The 20,175-nt window shown below is 58.2% G+C and carries 11 protein-coding genes and 7 pseudogenes; 7 read left to right on the top strand and 11 right to left on the bottom strand.

From position 1 onward, the window contains the following. Positions 1-617 precede the first annotated feature (617 nt). The 4 genes and pseudogenes from BC1002_RS34510 to BC1002_RS34495 form a co-directional block, all read left to right on the top strand. Positions 618-2,082, top strand: a pseudogene (locus BC1002_RS34510) (sigma-70 family RNA polymerase sigma factor); the annotation flags it as partial. 204 nt (positions 2,083-2,286) lie between these two features. Beyond that, entirely contained in the window at positions 2,287-3,828 is a 1,542-nt protein-coding gene (istA, locus tag BC1002_RS34505) for an IS21 family transposase (RefSeq protein ID WP_083788781.1), read from the top strand. 15 nt (positions 3,829-3,843) lie between these two features. Beyond that, positions 3,844-4,602, top strand: coding sequence for an IS21-like element helper ATPase IstB (istB, locus tag BC1002_RS34500; RefSeq protein WP_013094450.1), 759 nt, complete (start codon positions 3,844-3,846; stop codon positions 4,600-4,602). Between the two features lie 125 nt (positions 4,603-4,727). Further along, positions 4,728-5,125 (top strand): annotated as a pseudogene (locus BC1002_RS34495) (sigma-70 family RNA polymerase sigma factor); the annotation flags it as partial. Positions 5,126-5,814: 689 nt separating this feature from the next. Here BC1002_RS34495 and BC1002_RS34490 read toward each other — a convergent pair. Both BC1002_RS34490 and BC1002_RS34485 read right to left on the bottom strand, forming a co-directional pair. Further along, a pseudogene (locus BC1002_RS34490) lies at positions 5,815-6,006 on the bottom strand (transposase domain-containing protein); the annotation flags it as partial. 180 nt (positions 6,007-6,186) lie between these two features. After that, the gene (locus tag BC1002_RS34485; RefSeq protein ID WP_337999528.1) at positions 6,187-6,906 is read right to left on the bottom strand and encodes a tyrosine-type recombinase/integrase; all 720 of its coding nucleotides are present in this window, start codon (positions 6,904-6,906) and stop codon (positions 6,187-6,189) included. A 48-nt stretch (positions 6,907-6,954) separates the two neighbouring features. Here BC1002_RS34485 and BC1002_RS39670 point away from each other — a divergent pair, with 48 nt between their 5' ends. After that, complete coding sequence (locus BC1002_RS39670) at positions 6,955-7,182, top strand: hypothetical protein (protein WP_337999527.1); 228 nt, start codon at positions 6,955-6,957, stop codon at positions 7,180-7,182. Positions 7,183-7,215: 33 nt separating this feature from the next. Here the strand turns inward: BC1002_RS39670 and BC1002_RS39305 are convergent. The 6 genes and pseudogenes from BC1002_RS39305 to BC1002_RS39935 all read right to left on the bottom strand — a co-directional run. Next, positions 7,216-7,414, bottom strand: a pseudogene (locus BC1002_RS39305) (tyrosine-type recombinase/integrase); the annotation flags it as partial. Positions 7,415-7,889: 475 nt separating this feature from the next. Next, positions 7,890-8,069: a hypothetical protein gene (locus BC1002_RS34480; RefSeq protein ID WP_013094580.1), complete on the bottom strand. Its 180-nt coding sequence runs from the start codon at positions 8,067-8,069 to the stop codon at positions 7,890-7,892. 161 nt (positions 8,070-8,230) lie between these two features. Further along, the gene (locus tag BC1002_RS39510; RefSeq protein WP_013094579.1) at positions 8,231-8,356 is read right to left on the bottom strand and encodes a hypothetical protein; all 126 of its coding nucleotides are present in this window, start codon (positions 8,354-8,356) and stop codon (positions 8,231-8,233) included. Between the two features lie 309 nt (positions 8,357-8,665). After that, entirely contained in the window at positions 8,666-9,241 is a 576-nt protein-coding gene (locus BC1002_RS34475; protein WP_041736272.1) for a chorismate mutase, read from the bottom strand. A 339-nt stretch (positions 9,242-9,580) separates the two neighbouring features. After that, positions 9,581-9,755 (bottom strand): annotated as a pseudogene (locus tag BC1002_RS38685) (IS3-like element ISBvi4 family transposase); the annotation flags it as partial. Positions 9,756-9,909: 154 nt separating this feature from the next. Further along, a complete protein-coding gene (locus tag BC1002_RS39935) occupies positions 9,910-10,353 on the bottom strand; it encodes a DUF3757 domain-containing protein (protein ID WP_375791836.1) in 444 nt (147 codons plus the stop codon). 679 nt (positions 10,354-11,032) lie between these two features. Here BC1002_RS39935 and BC1002_RS39300 point away from each other — a divergent pair. Further along, a complete protein-coding gene (locus BC1002_RS39300) occupies positions 11,033-11,416 on the top strand; it encodes a hypothetical protein (protein WP_238538097.1) in 384 nt (127 codons plus the stop codon). Positions 11,417-11,984: 568 nt separating this feature from the next. On the opposite strand, the pseudogene BC1002_RS34470 reads toward BC1002_RS39300, so the two are convergent. Next, positions 11,985-12,740: pseudogene (locus tag BC1002_RS34470) on the bottom strand (IS110 family RNA-guided transposase); the annotation flags it as partial. Between the two features lie 70 nt (positions 12,741-12,810). Here BC1002_RS34470 and BC1002_RS34465 point away from each other — a divergent pair. Beyond that, positions 12,811-13,836, top strand: coding sequence for an IS110 family RNA-guided transposase (locus BC1002_RS34465; protein WP_013094577.1), 1,026 nt, complete (start codon positions 12,811-12,813; stop codon positions 13,834-13,836). Positions 13,837-14,091: 255 nt separating this feature from the next. Here the strand turns inward: BC1002_RS34465 and BC1002_RS34460 are convergent. Together BC1002_RS34460 and BC1002_RS34455 are read right to left on the bottom strand one after the other, a co-directional pair. Then, positions 14,092-14,355, bottom strand: a pseudogene (locus tag BC1002_RS34460) (IS110 family transposase); the annotation flags it as partial. 344 nt (positions 14,356-14,699) lie between these two features. Beyond that, entirely contained in the window at positions 14,700-20,126 is a 5,427-nt protein-coding gene (locus BC1002_RS34455; RefSeq protein WP_013094575.1) for an AAA family ATPase, read from the bottom strand. Positions 20,127-20,175: the final 49 nt, after the last annotated feature.

Here is a 20,175-nt window from a genome sequence, read left to right as displayed (position 1 = left end):
TCATTCAGCTTTGGAGTACGCCGGCGCCGATGTGCATTTTGTGGCGTGGGTGCGAGTTCGTGCCGCGCCCGGTAAGGACCGCCGCCCGGGGGCGGATGTGAAATCCATGCCCACAGGCGCGTTCGAGATTGCGCCAATGCGCCGATGCGCGCGCCCAAGGCGCCATAAACGCCCAGCCATTCACCGAAACCCGGCGGATGCCGGATTTCTGTCAAAAAGAGGGAGAATATCGGCTTTGCTAAGGAGGGTCAATCCAGAGCCCAAGCGGGAGGAGGTACTGAGGGCGGCCGATACACTAGGAAATCTTGCGGTTCCCTCGCGTCCGCCCGTATTTAGGAGCCGCGCATTCATTGCCCGTTGCGATTCCACAGCCCGTGTCCGTCTGTAACCACAAGACGTGCGCGGCTCGTCGGCCGAGTGCGGACAGTCGCTGGTCGCGATTGCCGGGCAACCGTCCAGGAGAATCTATGTCAAAGGTCGATTGGACCTATTCACGTCCAAGCACAGTTTCGTCCGCCCTGAACACGTCGGTCCCGCGCGCGTCGAAGGTCGAACCCGTAACACCCCTGTAGTCGATCGACGGGACATCGCAGGACGAAGAGCAGCGGGAGCGCTGGATGCGCGCTCTCATCCGACTCGGCAACCAGCGCGGCTACCTGACTCATGCGGAAATCAACGATCATCTCCCCGACAATTTTGTGCATACCGCGGCCATTGAAATCATTGCCAGCACGTTCAACGACATGGGCATTGCAGTCTACGCGCAGGCGCCTGACACGGAGAAGCCGTTCCTGGACGAGGCGGCGCCGGCAGCCACGTCGGACGACAAGGCAGACCTGGAGGCCGAAGGCGGCGCGCTTTCAACCGTCGATTCTGAATTCGGGTGCACAACGGATCCCGTTCGGATGTATATGCGTGAAATGGGTGCGACCGAATTATTGACTCGCGCGGGCGAAACTGAGATTGCGAAACGCATCGAAGAGGGGCTCCACGAAATGGGCTTGGCGATCGCACGCTGCCCGCTGACTGTCTTCACGATCCTTCGAATGGTGAAGCAGATTCAATCTGGTGAAGTGCGCATCGATTAACTGGTCGACGGGCTTAATGAAGACTCCGAAGCGGTCCTTCGGTCGTTGCCAGAGCCGGCTAAAACCCCGGACATTGAACAGGACAGCGCTAAGGGCGACGACGCGTGGAGCGACAGCGGTGAGGGCAGGGTCGTCGAAGACCGGGACATGGTGAAGGGGAGCGAACCGCGAATGAAACAGCTCACGAGAGACGGCCTCGCTATCTTTGCGCGAGTTCGTGCCCTGTACGAACAGATTTCAGAAGCCGACGCCGCGCAAGAAAATGGACAGGTCGCCCGCGAGCGCCTTTTTGAAGCGATCCAGCGGGAGCTTGCGGCTGTTCGCTTCACGGCACGGACTATCGATGCGCTATGCGCTGATGTGCAACAGCAAGTCGCACAGGTACGTGTGGTCGAGCGACGTATTCTTCAGATTGCCGTTGACCGGTGCGGCATGCCGCGCGCGATTCGTCGAGTCGTTTTTGGGATACGAAACTGATTTCGCGTGGACTGAAAACTCGGCGACGTCCCGCGAGTACGGTGCGGCACTTTCACGCAGTCTACCGGAGATCCAGACTGAACAGCAGAAGCTTATCGATATTGAGGCCAAGGCCGACCTGCCCTTGCAACACTTGAAGAAGATCAACCGGCAGATGATGGCAGCCGAGTCGAAGATGCGTCAGACGAAGCGCAAGATGATCGAGGCGAATCTGCGTCTCGTGGTCTCTATCGCGAAAAAGTACGCGAACCGAGGCGTGCCCCTTCTGGATCTGATCCAGGAAGGAAACATCGGCCTGATGAAAGCCGTCGACAAATTTCAATATCGACGCGGCTGGAAGTTTTCAACTTACGCAACATGGTGGGTCAGGCAGGCAGTCACGCGTTGTCTTGCGGATCAGGCGCGCGCAATCCGAGTCCCCTTGCATATGATCGAGTCAATCAACAAGTTAAACCGGATTTCGCGGGAAATTTTGCACGAGACTTGGCACAAGGCTAATTTTGCTGCGTTGGCTCAGTGCGTATTCCACGCCAAACCGAACGCTGATTCCACGGCAAACCGAGCACGGATTCCACAGCAAAGCGAGCGCCGATTCCACGGCAAACCGAGCAAGGATTCCACGGCTGCCCGAGCGCGAATTCCACGCGTAACCGAGCAGTAAGCTGGGGAGACGGCGACGCGGATAACCATGGCACGCTCGACGATTTTGTCGGGCCGCCGAATGTCGAATAAAAGGTTATCCATGCGTCAAATCAGGGAAGTGCTGCGCCTGCGCTTCGTGTGTGAACGCAGCCAGCGCGAGATCGCGACGACGATCGGCGCTTCGAGCGCGACGGTCTGGGACTACCTGGACCGTGCGCGGCGTGCGCAACTGGACTTCGGGAAGGCGATGTCGCTGGATGACGCGGCGCTTGAGGCGCTGCTGTTTCCGCCGCCGCCGTCGTTGAGCCGGACACGCCCGCTGCCCAACTGGCCGCTCGTGCATCGCGAGCTTGGCAGGCGAGGCGTAACGCTCGACCTGCTCTGGAACGAGTACAAGGCCCAGGAGCCCGAGGGTTACGGCTACAGCTGGTTCTGCAAGCACTACGAGCGCTGGGCAGCGGCTTTGCCGGTTACGCTGCGCCAGACGCACACGCCCGGCGAGAAGCTGTTCATCGACTACTCGGGTAACAGGCTCGGTATCGTTGATCCGCACACGGGCGAGATCCGCGAGGCGGAGCTGTTCGTCGCGACGCTCGGCGCATCGAACTACACCTATGCCGAGGTCACCTGGACCCAGCAGCTTGAGGACTGGATCGGCTCGCATGTGCGCGCGTTGAACTTCATCGGCGGTTGTGTCGAGATCCTGGTGCCCGACAACCTGAAGTCCGGCGTACACAAGGCCGATTTCTACGATCCGGTTCTGAACCGGACCTACGGCGAGATGGCTGCCCATTACTCGATGGCGATCATCCCGGCACGCAAACGTCGGCCCCGCGACAAGGCGAAGGTCGAGCAGTCGGTACTCCTGGCACAGCGCTGGATTCTGGCCCGGCTGCGCAACCAGCGGCTGTTCAGCCTCGACGAAGCCAATCGGGCAATCGCCGCGCTGCTCGTCGAACTGAACAACAGGCCGTTCAAGAAGCTGCCCGGCTGCCGCCGCAGCGCTTTCGAGCAACTTGATCGCCCGGCACTTCGCCCGCTGCCGGGACGGCCTTACCAGTACGCGCAGTGGAAGGTTGCCCGCGTCGGCATCGATTACCACGTCGAGCTCGACGAACACTATTACTCGGTCTCGTACTGCCACGCCCGGGAGCAGGTCGACGTGCGCCATACGAAGACAACGGTCGAGATCTTCCTGCGCGGTCAGCGAATTGCCGCGCATGCGAAGAGCGAGCGCCGCGGCCATCACACCACGATCGCTGCGCACATGCCGCCGAATCATCGGGCCGCCACCACGGAGTGGAATCCGCAACGGCTGATCAACTGGGCCACCGACATCGGTCCGCATACCGCTGCGGTTATCGAACATCTGCTCGGCGGTCGCCAGCATCCGCAGCAGGCTTACCGCGCCTGCCTGGGGGTGCTGCGCATGGGCAAAGACTACGGCCGTGCGCGGCTGGAAGCCGCCTGCCAGCGCGCCATTGATCTGAAAGCGCCGAGCTACCGGTTCATCGCCTCAACGTTGAAGAATGGCCTGGAGAGCAAGGCCGATGCGCCCGTCGCCCAGACCGAACTGCCGCTCGTGCACGCCAACGTGCGCGGGCCGTCCTACTACCACTGAAAGGAGATCATCGACATGCTGCATCACCCGACCGTTGAGCGGCTGCACGAGCTGCGCCTGTTCGGCATGGCCGCGGCGCTGGCCGACCAGCAATCCCAGAACAGCATCGATCAGCTCGGCTTCGAGGAGCGCCTCGGGCTGCTCGTCGAACGCGAAGCAAGCGAACGCGAGTCACGCCTTCTCACGGCGCGGCTGCGCCGCGCGAAGCTGCGCTTCCCTGACGCGGTACCTGAAGACATCAACTACCGCGAGCCCCGCGGACTCGACCGCGCTCTACTCGCCCGACTGCTCACTGGCGAATGGATCCGGGCGCACCAGAACGTGATTCTGGTCGCGCCGACCGGCCTTGGCAAAAGCTGGCTCGCATGCGCGCTGGTCAACCAGGCATGCCGTCAGGGCTTCTCGGCCCGCTATCTACGCATGCCGAAGTTCAATGAGGAGATGGCCATCGCGCACGGTAGCGGCGGTTACGCGAAGCTGCTCGCGCAATGGGCGAAAACCGACATCCTCGTCATGGACGACCTCGCCATGGCGCCGCTGTCGGATTCGGCGCGGCGTGATCTGCTCGAGGTGCTCGACGACCGGCACGGCCGGCGTTCGACAATCGTAACCAGCCAGATTCCAGTCGACAGCTGGCATGCCGCCATCGGAGATCCAACGCTTGCAGACGCGATCCTCGACCGGCTGGTTCACAACGCGCATCGGCTCACACTATCGGGCGAGTCGATGCGCAAGCGCCGAAATGGTTTGACCATCGAAGACGAGAAGGAGTAAAAGAACTCACCCCGCGTCGCCACGTCCGCAGCGCTCGCTTTGCTGTGGAATCCCCGCTCGGCTTCGCGTGGAATGTCTGCTCGCTTTGCCGCGGTACGGCTGCTCGATTTGCGTGGAATACGCAGGCTCAGCGCATGGAATTATCAGAAGACAAGATTCGTTCGTGACATACATGAAGGTCATGAGGCAACCGCTATCGCTCGAGACGCCAGTGGGCGAAGATGCCGACGCCACGCTTGGCGATATGATCGAAGATCCAATGGCTGGATCCCCTGCGGATGCGGCCGCGCGCTCGAACCTGCGAGCCGCAACCGACGAAGCGCTGGATTCATTGTCGCCGCGTGAAGCGAAAGTACTGCGAATGCGGTTCGGGATTGATGTAGCGTGCGGCTACACGCTCGAGGAACTTGGCAAACAATTCGACCTGACGCGCGAACGGATCAGGTACATCGAAAGCAAGGCGATGCGAAAACTGATGCAGCCAAATCGCGCCGACAAGTTACGGCGACTTGTCGACAATTAAGTCCCACGTCCACGCATCGGCTGGACTTGTGGTCAGAGCAACATCGAGCTGCAGCATCCCATCCCGATCTGTGTGTTCGCCAACAAGGAACGCATCCGTTATCATCGAAATGTGATGGGCCCGCTTGTCTACGATCGTGGCCGCATCCTTGAACGCTCGGAGACGACGGCTCACGGCTTGGACGAACTCATGTGCATTGTCTATGCTAACGACTTGAAGCCCGGTGCGATGGTTTCGCACGAATACGAGACCTGCACATTGAGATAGTTAATGCTGGAACCGGAGAAGCTTCGGTTCGGTGTTGTCGAGAATCGTTGGCGTCTTTCGTGGCAGCGCGATACTGTTCAGACCAGTGCTAATTGCGATTGTCCGACGCCAAGGCGGCTTGCTTCGTCAGGATGCGGTCTGGGCGACCGTTGCCGAGACGTTCCTGCATGAACTGACGATTGCTCCCGCACTACGCTAGCGACCGGCCGTCGGCATGCTGTGTGGGAACACACGGCAATCAATCGATACTGTTCCAGGAATATTTTCAGATCGATGCCGGGATCTGGGTAAGCAGCGCAAGACACTTGTGAAGGGATACGCCGCAAGGCCGGAGTAACACCGGTGATTAATAGTATGCGGTCCACGAACGGCGCCCCTCGGAGCGAGGTGGCAGAACACGTGAGGTGTGGTAGTAGCGCGGGTCAGCGGAGATCAGCCGGCATCTTCCAGGGAAGCAGCGCGTCGTAGTCGTCGACGGTCGTCGCCAACGGCAGACGCCGGAACAGCCAGGTGAGATAGCGGTAGGGATCGATGCCGTTGGCCTTTGCCGTTTCGACCAGCGTATACAGATTGGCGCTTGCATTCGCGCTTTCGACGGTGTCCGAGAACAACCACGCGGCGCTTATAGAAGCTCTTCTATAACCGGAACTATCCAAAGGTCTTAGTTATGGAAGGCTTGGATGAATTAGGCATGCTGAATGGGTGGCAATGATGCCGCGCCCTCGCATTTGCGGGGAGACGGCATCAATGCCGATGTGTTCTCGGCGACGTGACCAATAGCGAACTATCCATAACTACAGCGCTTGCAGAAAGCGAAGAAGGTCATCCTTGGGCCGATAGCGAAGTGGCTTGCTCGACGGTGAGTGGAGTGCCTTCAGTGCCCGGTCCTTCATTTGCAGATCGGCTTCGACATAGCGATGCGTAGTGACAGGGCTCTCGTGACCGAGCCACAATGCGATGACCGTAATATCCACGCCAGATTGCAGCATATGCATCGCGACGGAATGTCGAAACAGGTGTGGAAATACGCGGTGCCGCGCAAGTTCGGGAAACTGTCGCGAGGCGCCCTGAACTGCAAGCTTAAGCCGCTCGGTTAAGCCGATGCGCGTAAGCGAAGCGCCAGCCCGCCCAGGAAATAATGGTTCCTCGGATGTTCGGGGATATTGCCGAAGCCAACGCTTGAGTTCTCTCGCGGTGTCGGGCCATAGCGCGACGGAACGCTCCTTGCGACCCTTGCCGTGAATGAGCACCCATGTAGTGGGCCCGAGCATGAGGTCGGACACACGCATACCGATCAGCTCAGAAACGCGGGCTCCGGTGTTGTAAAGCGTAGCCAGCATGACGTGGTCGCGTTGCCCCGTCCAGGTGCTAACATCGGGAGCGGCAAGGATAGCCTCAATCTGCTCGCGAGACAGAAATCCGACGAGCGGTTGCTCGAATCGCTTCATGGGAATCGCAAGTACGGATTGTGCCAAGGACAGGGCCGACGGCTCAGCGAACGAAACGTACTCCATGAACAATCGAATGGCGGCAAACCTGGCATTCCGGCTACGAATTGAATTATGTCGGTCCTGTTCAAGGTATTTAAGGAACTCGAGGATGAATGGCGCGTTCAGTTCCTCGACGGTGATATCGCTAGCCCGCTTGTGTCAGCGTTGATGCGCGAAAGCCAGCAGCGGTCGGAAACTGTCACGGTAGGCCGCCACAGTGCATGGGCTTGCGCGTCGTTGCTGAAGCAAACGTTCCGTGAAGAATTTCTGCAACAGGACTGGAAAGGACTGCGCTGCTGATATGTTCATGATGAACCATCCGCGATGGCGCACAAAGCGTTGGGCTGCGATTGCCAGGAGCTCGGGCGAGGCTGTTTCGTACCAGCACGTGTCGGTGACTTTGGCATGCCCGAGGTAAGTCGACAGCGCAAGAATGTTGCGGTCGACGTCCACCCCTTGCGCGTACCTGCAATCGATGGCAGACGAACGAATGTCGCAGATCATGTATCCGCGGTGCGGGATGGTCGCCGCGAGCTTAACCATGCTTGGCGAAAGAAAAGCAATCTGTATGCCTCATAGTCGCCCCGCGTGAAACCACGAAAAGCAACCGACTTGACGATAAGGGCGGATTCGATGACTAGGTCGTGTCCGGCTTCCTAGCATGAGCATCTGCGTCCTGGGAAGCCGCTTCACCAACAGTTCCCGCGCATGTGGACGGTCACTTTGACGTCTTTCTGAGTCGACCGCCTTGGACCGCCGCCAATCCACCTTTTGCTGAATCTTCTTCCAACGTCTGGTGCTCCATCTGCTCCCAATCGCTGCCAGCAAGCGAATGCGGCGGCTTAATCGTCCCCACGGCTTTTCGGCTGCTGAGATGGATTCGAGCCGCTCGCTTAGGTACGCTCTGCGAGCGACCCAATCGCGCAGCGTCGAATCCCTGAGTCGCGAAAAAAACGTCATCACACCAATCGTAGATATCGCTCGTCAGCCTCAGCATCCTCGACAGGTTACGTATCCGATTCGGTGTCCGCACCATGCACACGAACGGAGAAAGCGGCGACGAACTGGGCGACTGCCTCTAAATCGTCATCCAACGCGAGCGATGAGTCATAGTCAGATAGTGCGTTTTCCATCGCTTCGACAAGCATGGCCTCAAGCGTTCGTGGATCGATCCTTCTCCTGAGCATGGAAGACTCCTTGTGGTGAGGTGTGCCGCCATTGCCCGCAATTTGTGGGCCACGATAAAGAGACGGTCAGTGCAGGTTCCGACCGACTGGAACCCATCACTATGTCGAGTTCCGGACATGCGACCGTCATAAGTGCAACAACATGGTCGTGTGAGACGTGATCAACGCACCAGCAGAGAATCGGTTGTCATGAATTTAGTAAACCTCAATAGCTCCTTGACTGGCATGCCGGCATCGGCTTCCTTCAGAAAACCGATGAGTTGTCCTTCCGTAAAGCGCTGCTCCATGTTCGTTTTCTTCTCCTGAACGAACTCCACTAGGTTTCGGTTAGCTCTACTCGTTGGGAGCAGGTCACTGGGGGCGAATCATGCGGGGCCTAGTAGGCCAAAGCCACAAATATCGAGGCGGGAAGACAGTAACGGGGATCACAGCCGGGATAGAAGCGCGAGATCAGGGATCTCGACTATTGGTAGCGAGTGTTTCGCCGAAGCTCGATGATCGCGCGAAGCTCGTCTGCACTAAATCTACCTTCCAGCACGATCCTTCCTTGCCGCCAGTCCGGCGCGTTCCGGACGTCATTCCAGTCGATCCAGCCATCAGCCTGTCTGAGTAACACATATCCGCGCGACCGCACGGTCGAGGGCCGCGAGATGTAGGGCATCAAGCGACGTTTGTTGGGCGACGCGCCCCACTGCTGTTGCAACCTGTGTCTGGCAATCTGTATTGCTGCGAAGAGGCGCCACGCCCTTCAAATTCAGCATGATATTGGCCTGCAGCTTATCCAGAATTGGTCGAATAACGCCCGCCAAGCTCTGGCGAGGCGTTGCGGGAGCATTGCCCTGACGCATCCAGTTACTGAGCAGCTCGTACTGAATTTCTTTGTTGGCTTCAATTTGGTCCGAGAAAATGTTTGTCACATCCTCCGTGGTTAGTCCGTACTCAGACGCCATCGCCACCGCATTTGCAATGACTTGCGCTTCTCGCTGAGGGTCATAGACGGGTTGGCCCGTGTCCCACTTGTTCAAAGCGACCTGGTCCGCGGTGTTGAGGCGATCTGCCATGCTGCGCACGAGCGGCAGGAACGCATCCTGCTGTGCCCCGGCAGAGCAGCCTGTCACGAGCCATACGGCTAGTGCGAGTGTCACGGCATTCCGAGTGCAAACACGCCTCATGTTCTTCTTCAGTTTCAAAACTACTACTCCCTATTGGTTCATTCTCGCCTGCGGCGAAGCGCTCCGATACGACGTCCATCGCTACAGTCACTCTGCAGTTCGCACTACATTGGACCTCACATCCGGATAGTTAGGACATGGTCTGAGCCAAGACATTGGTCAACGCTAATTTTCGACGCCCACTCGACAAGAATTTTCCATTTTCCAGAGCGCCTGAGAATTTAACGTAATCATCAAAACTCTCACGGTCCAGACAGTTGTCAACATGACCAGCAAGCAAAACCTCAGATTCCGCGCCCCCCCATTCTCGAACTTAAGCCGGCAAGCTCCGGGAGTTTGTCGTCCGACGTCCTTGAGCTTACATGCTTCGCCGAGCGCCCCCAGTTTGCCTCCGTTTTCATTGGAGCCGACAATCGTCAGAAATCTTCCGATATCCCAACACGTTCAATCAAGGTCAGCTTGACCGCTTGTCGCGGAGCTCCTTCGTATAGACCGCTTTTGAAATTCGATTCATCCATACCTCCGCTTCTCGGTATTACGAAACGTTGGCTCACATTCTTTTCGACCGGGCCTCATTGCGCCCGCAAGTCTGTGTTGCGGACGAAATCGCGGATCTTGCTGAACGCAAAAGCGAGGCGAGAGAAATCGTACGCTTACGATTGCTCAGGTCAGGGCCGCCGAACGACCTCGAACCTACAACGCCAAGCGGCCCGCTCAGTGCATTCATAGTAGTCGAGATCGTAAGGTCCGGATTTCCGGCGCCATAAACCTACATCGACCCTTAGACCAGGTAGCGGCGGCCTAGGGTCGAACCGTAGATCCAAATGGCCGCCTTGGGCAAGTTCGTAGGAGCACCGGACTAACGGCGATCGCACAGAACCGTCATTATCAAGTTGCGGCGGAAAAAACATGGCAGAATTAAATTCCTTGATATTACCGTCGCCCGGCCCTCTCGAAGTACCAATCCATTCACCCTCGTTATCGTTGGTTGTTGCCGTGTACACACCCCGCGCAATGTTGATGTTGGCAGGCATCGGGCAGCTTTCGTACGTTTCAGCAGCAGCGCAATACGATGCGCCGAGCGCAAGGGCAACAACTAGTAAACTTCTCATCATCGGTTTCGTTTCTCCACTTTGTAAAACGGCAAGTTCAAGCATCTGATGGTCTGGCTGAGCACTCAACACATTCTATTATGCAAACTATAGGTGGCAGCCAATTTCGCTTTTTGATGACCTATAGTCCACGATGACCATAGAAACCAAAATCATAGTTATACATTAATGACGCGGATGATGAAAAGTAAAAGTAACTTATGCCTGATAAAATATCGTTGATAGTATGTCGAGCCCATGGTTCTCGCAGTGGCAAGGAGGGCGGCGATAACGCAATGCAGAGGACACGAGGAAATGACGAAGATAATCCGACGCGCACACTCAATGACATTCAGCACGAAACGGCCACCCGCAATAGTCTGCGGACAATATGAACACTTACCAGGGCGGCGGGATCGCGACAGGTGCATGAACCAGGACCGTGCTGGCCCGCGGCACTTGCCCCTCGATGAACGGCAACAGTCTGTTGGCAGGAATTGCGAGGAAATGAAGATGGCATCAAAAAGTAACCGGAAAGTCGTGGACTCTTTGCCCGCATGGTGCCCGAAACCGCCTCTCGACCCAGCAGCGCGGTCCCCCAACGACGATCGTGCGTTGGCATCAATATATTTGATGCTTTTCTTCTGGCAGTTGCTCAGATAATGACCAGGCGTGGGTCGAGCAAAAGAATGGATCAGTCGTGCGCCGTCTCGTCGGGTATGGCAGGTTGCGTGGAATTGCAGCCACGGAAACCGTTGCCTCCCTTTACGCGGTGTCGCGTCTGTACATTAACTTCTTCCAGCCTTCATTCAAGCTGAAATCCAAGACACGTCATGGCGCGAGAGTCACGAAGCGATATGAAGCGCCCTTGACGCCACTTGAGCGCGTCCTGCGCTCGGCGTCGGTGCCGGAAGCGACAAAACGCAAACTACGTGCTCAGTTTCGGGCACTCGACCCGCTCGACCTTCTGAGCCGAATGCGCGAAGCGCAGCAGCATGTCGCGCAATGCAGCGAATTGGGCACTGCGCCGAAGGAGGCAAAAACACCTGGATGCGTTTCCCTCGCGGATTTCCTGGTGTCTTGAGACAGCGTGGCAGGACGGCGAGGTAAGACCGACGCATCATCGAAGGGCGCGCGTGCCACATGACTGGCGCAGCCGGGAAGATCCGTTCGAGCACACCTGGCCGACAATACAGCAATGGCTTGAAGCAGAGCCCGGCATCACGGCGAAGAAACTACATGAGCGTATCGTCGCCATGGCACCGGCAATGTATTCTGGCGCCCAGCTGCGTACTCTGCAGCGCCGCGTAAAGGCATGGCGTGGATAGCGTCAAGCGGCATGGCCGGTTTACCGACAACCATCTTGGCCGGTCGGCCAAGATAATTTATATGAACGCCCCCGATGCGCCAGGTTTTCTTGCGTGTTGATTCGACAGGATGGGTTGCAGCTTTATATGCGGCCTCTTGCAGCTTCATACGCTGCGGGCCCCGATGAAATCCGCTGACTCGCACCTCATTTGTCGCACGAGCTGAACGCTCGAATTATCTTTCAGGTTCTGCGAGTCAAGGTCCGACCTGTCTTGTCATCACGTTCGATTGCCAACGCAACCTTTCGACATCGTTCCTGCAAGCTTACTTTTCTGTCAAACCTGTCAAGCCGCCCTTGCTGTCAGATGGGCGGGATCGTACGGTCTGTCGTATGCCAGGATCGCCCAGATTGTCCGGGCCATCTTGTTCGCCAGTGCTACCGCGGCCACGTTTGGCGGCCGCCGCTTGTGCAGTTGTTCGGCCCACGTTCCGCCATGCTTCCCGTGGAAGAGCACGCTGCGTGCGCCGCGGATCAGCAGCGTTCGCAAGTATGTGTCGCCACGCCGACTGATGCCCAGTAACTGGACCTTGCCTCCGGTGCCAATCTGTTTGGGGACCAGGCCAAGCCAGGCGGCGAATTCCCGCCCAGACCTGAACGCTTTCGCGTCGCCCATCGTGGCAACAGTCGCCGTTGCCGTCAGCAGCCCCACGCCAGGGATCGCGGCGATTGCCTTGCACGCCCTGTCTTCTTTCATCCACGTCTGCAGACGCCGTTCGATGTCGGCGATCTGCCTGTCGAGCCGGTCGAGATCGTTCCATAGCTCGCGCAGTGAGTCGATCAGCATCGCCGGCAGTCTCTCGGACAGCCTCGCCAGCACACCCGGAATCGCCTTGTCCAGCGCAGCGCGGCTCTTCGCCATCACCTCGCCATATTCGGCGAGCAAACCTCGCAGAGTGTTCATCCGCATAGTGCGAAACTTGACCTTCTGTTGCCGCAACCGGTGAAGCGCCAGGACGGCCTGCTGAGTCTCGGTCTTTACGGCGACGGGTTTGGTCGGCATCTGCGTGGCCATCCAGATCGCGCGAGCGTCAGCGGGATCGTAATGGGATGGTCCTCCCCACCTGACAGTGGGTTACGCTGTATCGGCTCGTTCAACCGGAGGCAATGCCATGCAAGACGTAACAGTCATTGGAATCGATCTCGGCAAACGTTCGTTTCACCTACACGGCCAGGACAAGTCTGGTAAGGCTGTGTTCCGCAAGAAGGTATCGCGACAGCAGCTGATCGAATTTCTAAGTAACTTTCACGCTTGCACGGTAGTTATGGAAGCCTGCGCCGGCGCCCACTTCATGGCACGCAAACTTGCAACCTTCGGGCACCAGATCAAGCTCATCTCACCGCAGTTCGTTCGCCCATTCGTAAAATCACACAAGAACGATTTTGTTGACGCCGAGGCAATCTGCGAAGCTGCCTCACGGCCGGCCATGCGATTTGTTACTCCGAGGACGGAATCGCAGCAGACGCTGTCCGCACTACACCGGGTACGCGATTCACTGATTCGCGATCGCGTATGCACAACGAACCAGTTAGATGCCTTCCTGCTTGAGTTCGGCATCAGCCTGCCGATTGGCAACGCGGTCGTCAGGCGACTCCCGGCCCTGCTCGCTGAACACTCATTGCCACCGCGTCTGGTTACCATTCTCGAACGCTTACATACCCACTACAAGTATCTTGCGCAACAGATCGCGGAGCTCGACAGGGAAATTGCACAGCAACTCGCCGACGACGACCTCGGCCGGCGTCTGTTGACGATCCCTGGGGTCGGCCCGATCACCGCTAGCGTCCTTACAGCAGAGATGGGCGATGGCAAACAATACGCCCGCAGCCGTGATTTCGCGGCCTCGATAGGTCTGGTTCCGCGTCAATACAGTACAGGAGGCCGAGCGAACCTTCTGGGCATCAGTAAAAGAGGCGACAAGAATCTCCGCCGGCTGCTGGTTCAATGCGCGAGAGTGTTCATGCAGAGAATTGACAAGAATTCAGGCCCATTGGTCACGTGGACGCGGCAAATGCTCGCGCGACGACACTCCAATGTTGTGGCCTGCGCATTGGCCAACAAATTCGCGCGAATCGCATGGGCGATCGCAGCGCGCAAGACGAGTTTTAACGCTGGGGCTGCAGCCATGCCCGCATAGCGAGTTTCACACAGCACCAAACAAGTTACCCAACTGGTTTTGCGACCGCTGACACCTGATGACGTGAACGGCACAGTGGCCCGACGAGGAACCCGAAACAAGAATAGGCTCATATGAAGCCGCCATCGTTCTGAGGTTCGTCGGGCGCGACTCTCATCGTGGCGCGGGGAGTGATCCCCTTCAAGACGCCGAATAGATTCACGCAAGCCAACCACAAAATCGGAATCAGCGTTGCAAAAACGGGGAGGACCATAGATTCTTGTTGCCGATATTGAAGGCCTTGACGAGCTTCGCCGGCATTAGCTTGACCTGATGACCCATCTCCATCAATCGTCGCGCCCAGTGCTGGGAGCCGCCGCAGGCCTCCATGCCGATCAGACATGGTTCGCGATTCGCAAAATGCTCGAGGAATGCAGCCCGTTTCAGCTGTCTGTTCACGATCTCACCCGTGCCGGCGTCCACCCAGTGAAGCTGGAAGACGTTCTTCGCGATATCCACCCCGACCGTCGTATACTTCATTTGGACCCTCCGGTTTGCCTATGAAGACCTCAATGATCTTCCTTTTGGGCACTTTGATGCCGTCGGCCCGCGAGGGTCCGCCTTTTTAGCGTGTCCCGCCCGGCAGGTGGGGGCGTTCATTCCATTTGTCGTTCTCTACATTCCTATAGACCGCTTTTGAAATTCGATTCATGCATGTCCCCGCTTCTCGGTATGACGAAACGTTGGCTTCCACATTTTCCGACCGACCTCGGAACGGCGAGTTCCGGATCTGCGGCGCACACGGGTTCCGGACCTTGGGTTCAGCACGCCGAGCGAGCTCAGGCGTTACGTGTGTGACTTCAACGGCTATTCTCGATCGCCCACTAGTCAGGAAGTCTCACCTTGATCATGGTGCCGGCTCCCGGCGAGCTGATAACGTCGATCGCACCGCCCAGCATCAGAACACGCTCTTCCATCCCTGCCAGTCCGAATGACCTCTTTCTCGTTGCAAGAGCATCGAATCCGCAACCGTCGTCGTGCACTTCGAGAAGGCAAGCATCGGGGGTTCGCTCTAATGCGATGATTACTCTTCTGGCCGCAGCGTGTCGGGCGACATTGGTCAGTGCCTCTTGAACGATGCGAAACAACACGATGGCGCGATCCTCGCTTACGGCGATATTCTCGTCCTGCAAGTTGAGATGACAGACCGTCCGGCCGTTGCGGTTGAAATCGGCCACGAGCCACTCGAGCGCTGCTGCAATACCGGAATCTAGCGCTGCGGGGCGCAGCGACGCGATAACGCCTCTGACCACTTGCATCGTTACATCCACAAGTGAAACGAGCGCCTGCGCATGCTCGACCAGATCCGGGTGATCCGCGCCAAGCCTCATGCGCAATATCGACGCCCTCAGCCGAAGCGCGGTAAGGTGTTGCCCGAGTTCGTCGTGCATTTCCCGCGCAATGTGCTTGCGTTCCTCCTCGCGAGCCGTCTCGCGATGTGAGGCAAGTTCACGCAGCATCTCGTACGACTCACGCAAGCGGTGCTCAGCTTCCTTGCGCTCCGTGAGATCAACTACAAAAGCAACGCCTTCCTTCCCGCTACAGTCGAAAGCAGCGCGGCCGACCATGACCGGTATACGACTGCCATCCTTCCGCATGTATTCTTTTTCCTCGGGTTGAACGTCACCGTGGTTTCTGATTTGGGCCAAAGCCCGTTCGCTGTTTTCCTGCCAGTCAGTTGGCGTGAGATCCCTCCAGCGGAGGCATCCTGACGCAAGATCCTCTCGCTCATATCCCACCATGTGCAGAAAAGCGTCGTTGGCTTCGAGAATGTCGCCGGCGGCATTCCAGACGATGATGCCAATGATATTGGCGTCGACGAGGCGGCGAATCCTGGCCTCCCGTTCCTGCAGGTCGCGGTACAGGCGGGTGTTCTCGAGCGCAGTCGCCGCCTGCGACGCGAGCAACCGCAGCAGTGCAATCCGGGTCGATGCGAAGGCGCGGGTGATCAGATTGTTTTCGAGGTACAGGGCCCCGATCAGCTTCGCTTGATTCATTAATGGCAGGCATAAGACGGAACGAGTCAGATACTGCCGGATATGAGGATCTGTCGCGAACCTGGGATCGCCCGCAGCATCATCGAGAATGACACTTTCGCCTGTGCGCAATACATCGTAGAGAACTGGCTCGGGAATCATAGTCGCGCTCACGGGTGCATCACGCAATTGGACGCATGTCTTGTCGCTGTCCGTCCAGGCTTCCGCTGCGAGCCGCTGTTCTCCTGTATGCGAAAGGATCAGTAATCCACGCTCCGCTCCCGCCTGTTCGATAGCGGTACGCATGATCGTCTCAATCAATCTGTCGAGGAAAACCTCTCCGGAAACAGCTTGCGACACCCTTATGACAGTAGCAAGGTCAAGGTGTTCGAGAGGCGTCCCGATAGTGCTGCCTGAGTCAAGCGCTCGCTCGTCGGCCCTGAGACCTAGGTACAGTTCGTCGAGTTGACGCACCTTGCCTTCTGCCCCCCAGCGTCGATAAGCCCGTCGTGCGTCCTGCAAATAGACACGGGCAATCTTCTCAAACCCGCGCGCCGCGTAGAACGCGGATGCGAGTTCATTGGCAAGCGCTTCATTGTGTATGAGGTCGTTTGCGCGCGCAAGGTGAATGGCCTCGTCGTAGAGTCGCATCGCCTCGATATCACGGCCTTCCAGGCGCGCCATCTCGGCGCTTACCAGTGAAACCCGATTGCCGAAATTCGCCGGACAGTTGTTCGCCCAGATCTCCAATTGCCGACGATGCGCGGCGATGCTGTGGAGGTGCTCCTGTCGGTCCTCGGCCGGCACCCGGTCGAAATGCGCGGCCCTTGTGAGAGCGGCGTAAAAATGGTACTCGCATTCCTCCAGGTGTGGCGACGAGCTCCAAAGTAGCTTTTGCGCGATCGATGCCGCGTTCATGGCGGCCACATAGTCGCCTGAAAGGAATCGTCCCTGCAGTTTCCGGATCCAGTACCAGCACGCGGCCGTCGCGAGCGCGGGGTTGCCGGACAGGTGCTCCTCTGTACGAAGTTCGTTGAACTCGTCATAGTCAAAGTGGCCGAATTTCAGTGTGACGCCGCGGAGCATCCGGATCAATGCGAGTTGCGTGTTGAGGTTATCGACGACCAGGCCAAAACGTGCCTTACTGGAAAACGCGAGGCCCTGTTCAATTTCGAGTTCGACATCGCTTAAAGGGTCACCGCCGAAAAGTCGGTCCGAAACGATATGGCAGCAGGTATAGGCGCCAGACGGAAGGTCCCCGGTCCGGCCCGCTGCTTCGAACGCGCGGCGCAGCACTTCGCTGCTGAAGCGCACGTGTTTCGTCCAGCGCACAACGTACAGCGCGTAGCAAAGATAGGTGACCGCCTCGAAGCGTTTCAGTCCGCGTCGCTCGACCAGATCGAAGCCGAGCTGACCGAACTGGACTCCAGCCTGGTAATCGCCAAAGCGAGGCCCAGCGATCCGCGGGAACATTACATACGCGAAGCACGAGGCGTCGCAGTTCCCGCACTCCAGACTCAAGCTGATCACTTTGCATATAGCGAGAGAAGCCAGATTCGCGTCAAAAAACCAGGCTGGTCTCAGGAGCTTGCTAAGCACGTCAGTGATTGCGAGCGACGCTGGGTCCGACATCAACGGCATATCGATGAGTGCCTCGATAGTCCGGCCCGCAAGCCGCAACCGTATGTTTCCGTACTCCCCCCGTACGTTGCTTTCATGTGGGTGTGCCGGCCAGTCGATGCCGAGTTGACGGAGGTGATCGAGGCAAACCTCGACCGCCAGATCGCTTCGATCGAGAGTCAGGTAAACATCCATTCGCAGACACGCGACGCTCGCCTGATCGACCGTGTTCGTCGCACGGTTTGACAGCATCGCCAGCCGCTCTTCGGCATCGGTTAGCCGCCCGGTGAGGAACTCGCATTCTGCCAAGTTCAACTGGAGCGTAAAGACCAGTTCGTGCCTGCGTCCCCAGCAATCGTCCTGGAGGAGTTCAGCGCCGGCAGTGAGATAGGTGAGCGCCGACGCATAGGCTGTCGACGCCTTGGCTCTCTTGCCGGCGATCAGGTTAAAGGCAGCCAGTTGTTGGCGTTCCTGCCTGGATCTCACCAGCGCCGCGCCTCGGTTGAGCTGACTGACGATATCGAAGATCGCCTCTTCCCGTTTGCTAGCGGGAGTTTGCGCCGCGAGTAGCCGTCCCATCCGCAGATGCGTGTGAGCACGTAACTCTTTGGGAATCAGCGAATAGGCGGCTTCCTGCACCCGGTCGTGCACGAACCCGTAGGCGTCTTCTAGTTGCTCCACCAACTCCTGCGCGAGTGCCGGCTTCAGCAGCGCCCGGATTTCCTGCTCCGAGACGCCCAGAACTTTAGGCAGCATCATATAGGAGGCGGTGTTGCCGAGACAGGCAAGCTGTTGCACGGCGCGTTGCGTTGACGCCGGTAGGCGCACTAGCTTTAGCACCATTAGGTCGACTACATTGTCGGTGTACTCTTTGCGGTGGATGCGGGGCAAGTCCCAGCTCCAACAGGCCGTGTCATGGGCAAAGCTCAGCAGATCGCTATCAGCAAGCTCGCGCAAAAACTGGATGACGAAAAACGGATTGCCCGCCGTCTTCTCATGCACGAGGTGCGCAAGCGGTGCCGCACGTCCCTGCTCACAGTGAAGCGCTTCGACAATCAGTTGCTCCACGTGTTCACAAGCAAGAGGCGCGAGAACAATTTCGTCGAGCCTTGCGCCGGCAGCCCTCAACGTCTGAAGCTTGTGCAGCAGCGGATGTCCGGGAGTTACCTCATTGCTGCGATAGGCGCCGATTACCATCAGATGCTGCAGATCCGAGCGCGCAAGGAGCCCGTCGAGCAAGTCGAGCGTCGCGGCGTCGAGCCATTGCAGATCGTCAAGAAATAGTGCCAACGGATGTTCACGTCGCGCAAAGACGCCGATAAAGCGCTGGAAGACGACTTCAAAACGGCGGCGCGCCTGATTTGGCTCGAGCTCTGGGACGGGCGGGGGATCGCCGATGATCAGCCTGAGCGCAGGGATCAGATCGGTCACAAGTCGCGCGTTAGCACCGAGTGCCCCGATCAACGTCTCGCGCCAGGTTGCGAGTTCCGCGTCAGGCTCGCCGAGTAGCGGCCTGATCAGGCCCTGAAAAGCTTGAACGAGCGTCGCATAGGGTATGTCGCGCTTGTATTGGTCGAACTTGCCCGACGCGAAGAGCCCGCGCGATGGTACGAGTGCCTTATGCAGTTCATGGACGATTGCGGATTTGCCGATACCCGAATACCCGGAGACGAGCACGAGTTCAGGGATGCCAGTCCTGACTACGCGATCGAACGCAGTGGTCAATGCATCCACCTCCCTCTGTCTCCCGTAGAGTTTCTCAGGGATAAGGAGGCGGTCGGTCATGTCGTATTCGCCCAGCACAAAGGGATCGATGTGGCGTTGACGCTGCCATTCGGTCAAGCAATGCCTCAGATCCCGCTCGACGCCAGCCGCCGTCTGATACCGTTCCTCGGGCGTCTTGGCGAGCAGCTTCATGACAAGCTCTGAGACGGGAAGGGGGATCGTGTCTACCCGTGCTATCGGAGGCACCGGCTTACGCGCAACATGGCAATGTACCCATTCCATCGGATCCGCAGCAGTGAACGGTAGGGACCCCGTGAGCATTTGATAAAGCGTAACTCCGAACGCGTAGAGGTCGCTGCGAGAGTCGATCGAGCGGTTCGTCCGCCCAGTCTGTTCCGGCGCCATGAAGGGTAGGGTGCCGGCGATCGTTTCGGGTGGCTGTGGAAATTGCCGCTCGCGCGGCAGTCGTGAAGCGATCCCAAATCCTGTGAGCCGCGGCCGGCTGTCCGTGCAGTCAACTAGCACATGAGCAGGCTTGAAATCCTTGTGAACGAACCCACTCCGGTGGAGCTTCTCAAGCGCCCCGGCAATGCCGACGGCGAGGCACAAAACACGTTCCACCCCGAGAGGCGCGCCCACCAGTCGCTCAAGTGGTTCGCCGCCCGGATCCTCGAAAACCAGTGCCATCCGTTCATCTTCGCGTACCAGCTTTATCGGGTGCACCGCCCACGTACCATTCAGTTGTTCTTTCAGCGCGAATTCGTGAGCAAGGCGCTCGAGAAGGGCGATCGATGGATGTTCCTCGGTGGTCCGGAGAGTCAGGACGCTATCGCTGCCGCTCGGGGACCGGACGCGACAGAAAGTGCGCTCTGCATCCTCCCAAAGGATGTGGACACTGAAACCTGTGTCAGAGCCATGTGGATCGTTCATCTGCCGTCATTCACTGCTACGCGTTAGAACCATAGGTCAATTGCCGCAC

The sequence above is a fragment of the Paraburkholderia atlantica genome, assembly GCF_000092885.1.
Classification (GTDB): Bacteria; Pseudomonadota; Gammaproteobacteria; order Burkholderiales; family Burkholderiaceae; genus Paraburkholderia; species Paraburkholderia atlantica.
This window is presented reverse-complemented; position numbering and strand designations above follow the sequence as displayed.

What these genes read in the sequence shown, in the direction of transcription:
- istA (WP_083788781.1), top strand. Translation starts at nt 2,287, where the DNA reads ATGTCGAATAAAAGGTTATCCATGCGTCAAATCAGGGAAGTGCTGCGC.
- istB (WP_013094450.1), top strand. Translation starts at nt 3,844, where the DNA reads ATGCTGCATCACCCGACCGTTGAGCGGCTGCACGAGCTGCGCCTGTTC.
- BC1002_RS34485 (WP_337999528.1), bottom strand. Translation starts at nt 6,906, where the DNA reads ATGGAGTACGTTTCGTTCGCTGAGCCGTCGGCCCTGTCCTTGGCACAA.
- BC1002_RS39670 (WP_337999527.1), top strand. Translation starts at nt 6,955, where the DNA reads ATGTCGGTCCTGTTCAAGGTATTTAAGGAACTCGAGGATGAATGGCGC.
- BC1002_RS34480 (WP_013094580.1), bottom strand. Translation starts at nt 8,069, where the DNA reads ATGCTCAGGAGAAGGATCGATCCACGAACGCTTGAGGCCATGCTTGTC.
- BC1002_RS39510 (WP_013094579.1), bottom strand. Translation starts at nt 8,356, where the DNA reads ATGGAGCAGCGCTTTACGGAAGGACAACTCATCGGTTTTCTGAAGGAA.
- BC1002_RS34475 (WP_041736272.1), bottom strand. Translation starts at nt 9,241, where the DNA reads ATGAGGCGTGTTTGCACTCGGAATGCCGTGACACTCGCACTAGCCGTA.
- BC1002_RS39935 (WP_375791836.1), bottom strand. Translation starts at nt 10,353, where the DNA reads ATGAGAAGTTTACTAGTTGTTGCCCTTGCGCTCGGCGCATCGTATTGC.
- BC1002_RS34465 (WP_013094577.1), top strand. Translation starts at nt 12,811, where the DNA reads ATGCAAGACGTAACAGTCATTGGAATCGATCTCGGCAAACGTTCGTTT.
- BC1002_RS34455 (WP_013094575.1), bottom strand. Translation starts at nt 20,126, where the DNA reads ATGAACGATCCACATGGCTCTGACACAGGTTTCAGTGTCCACATCCTT.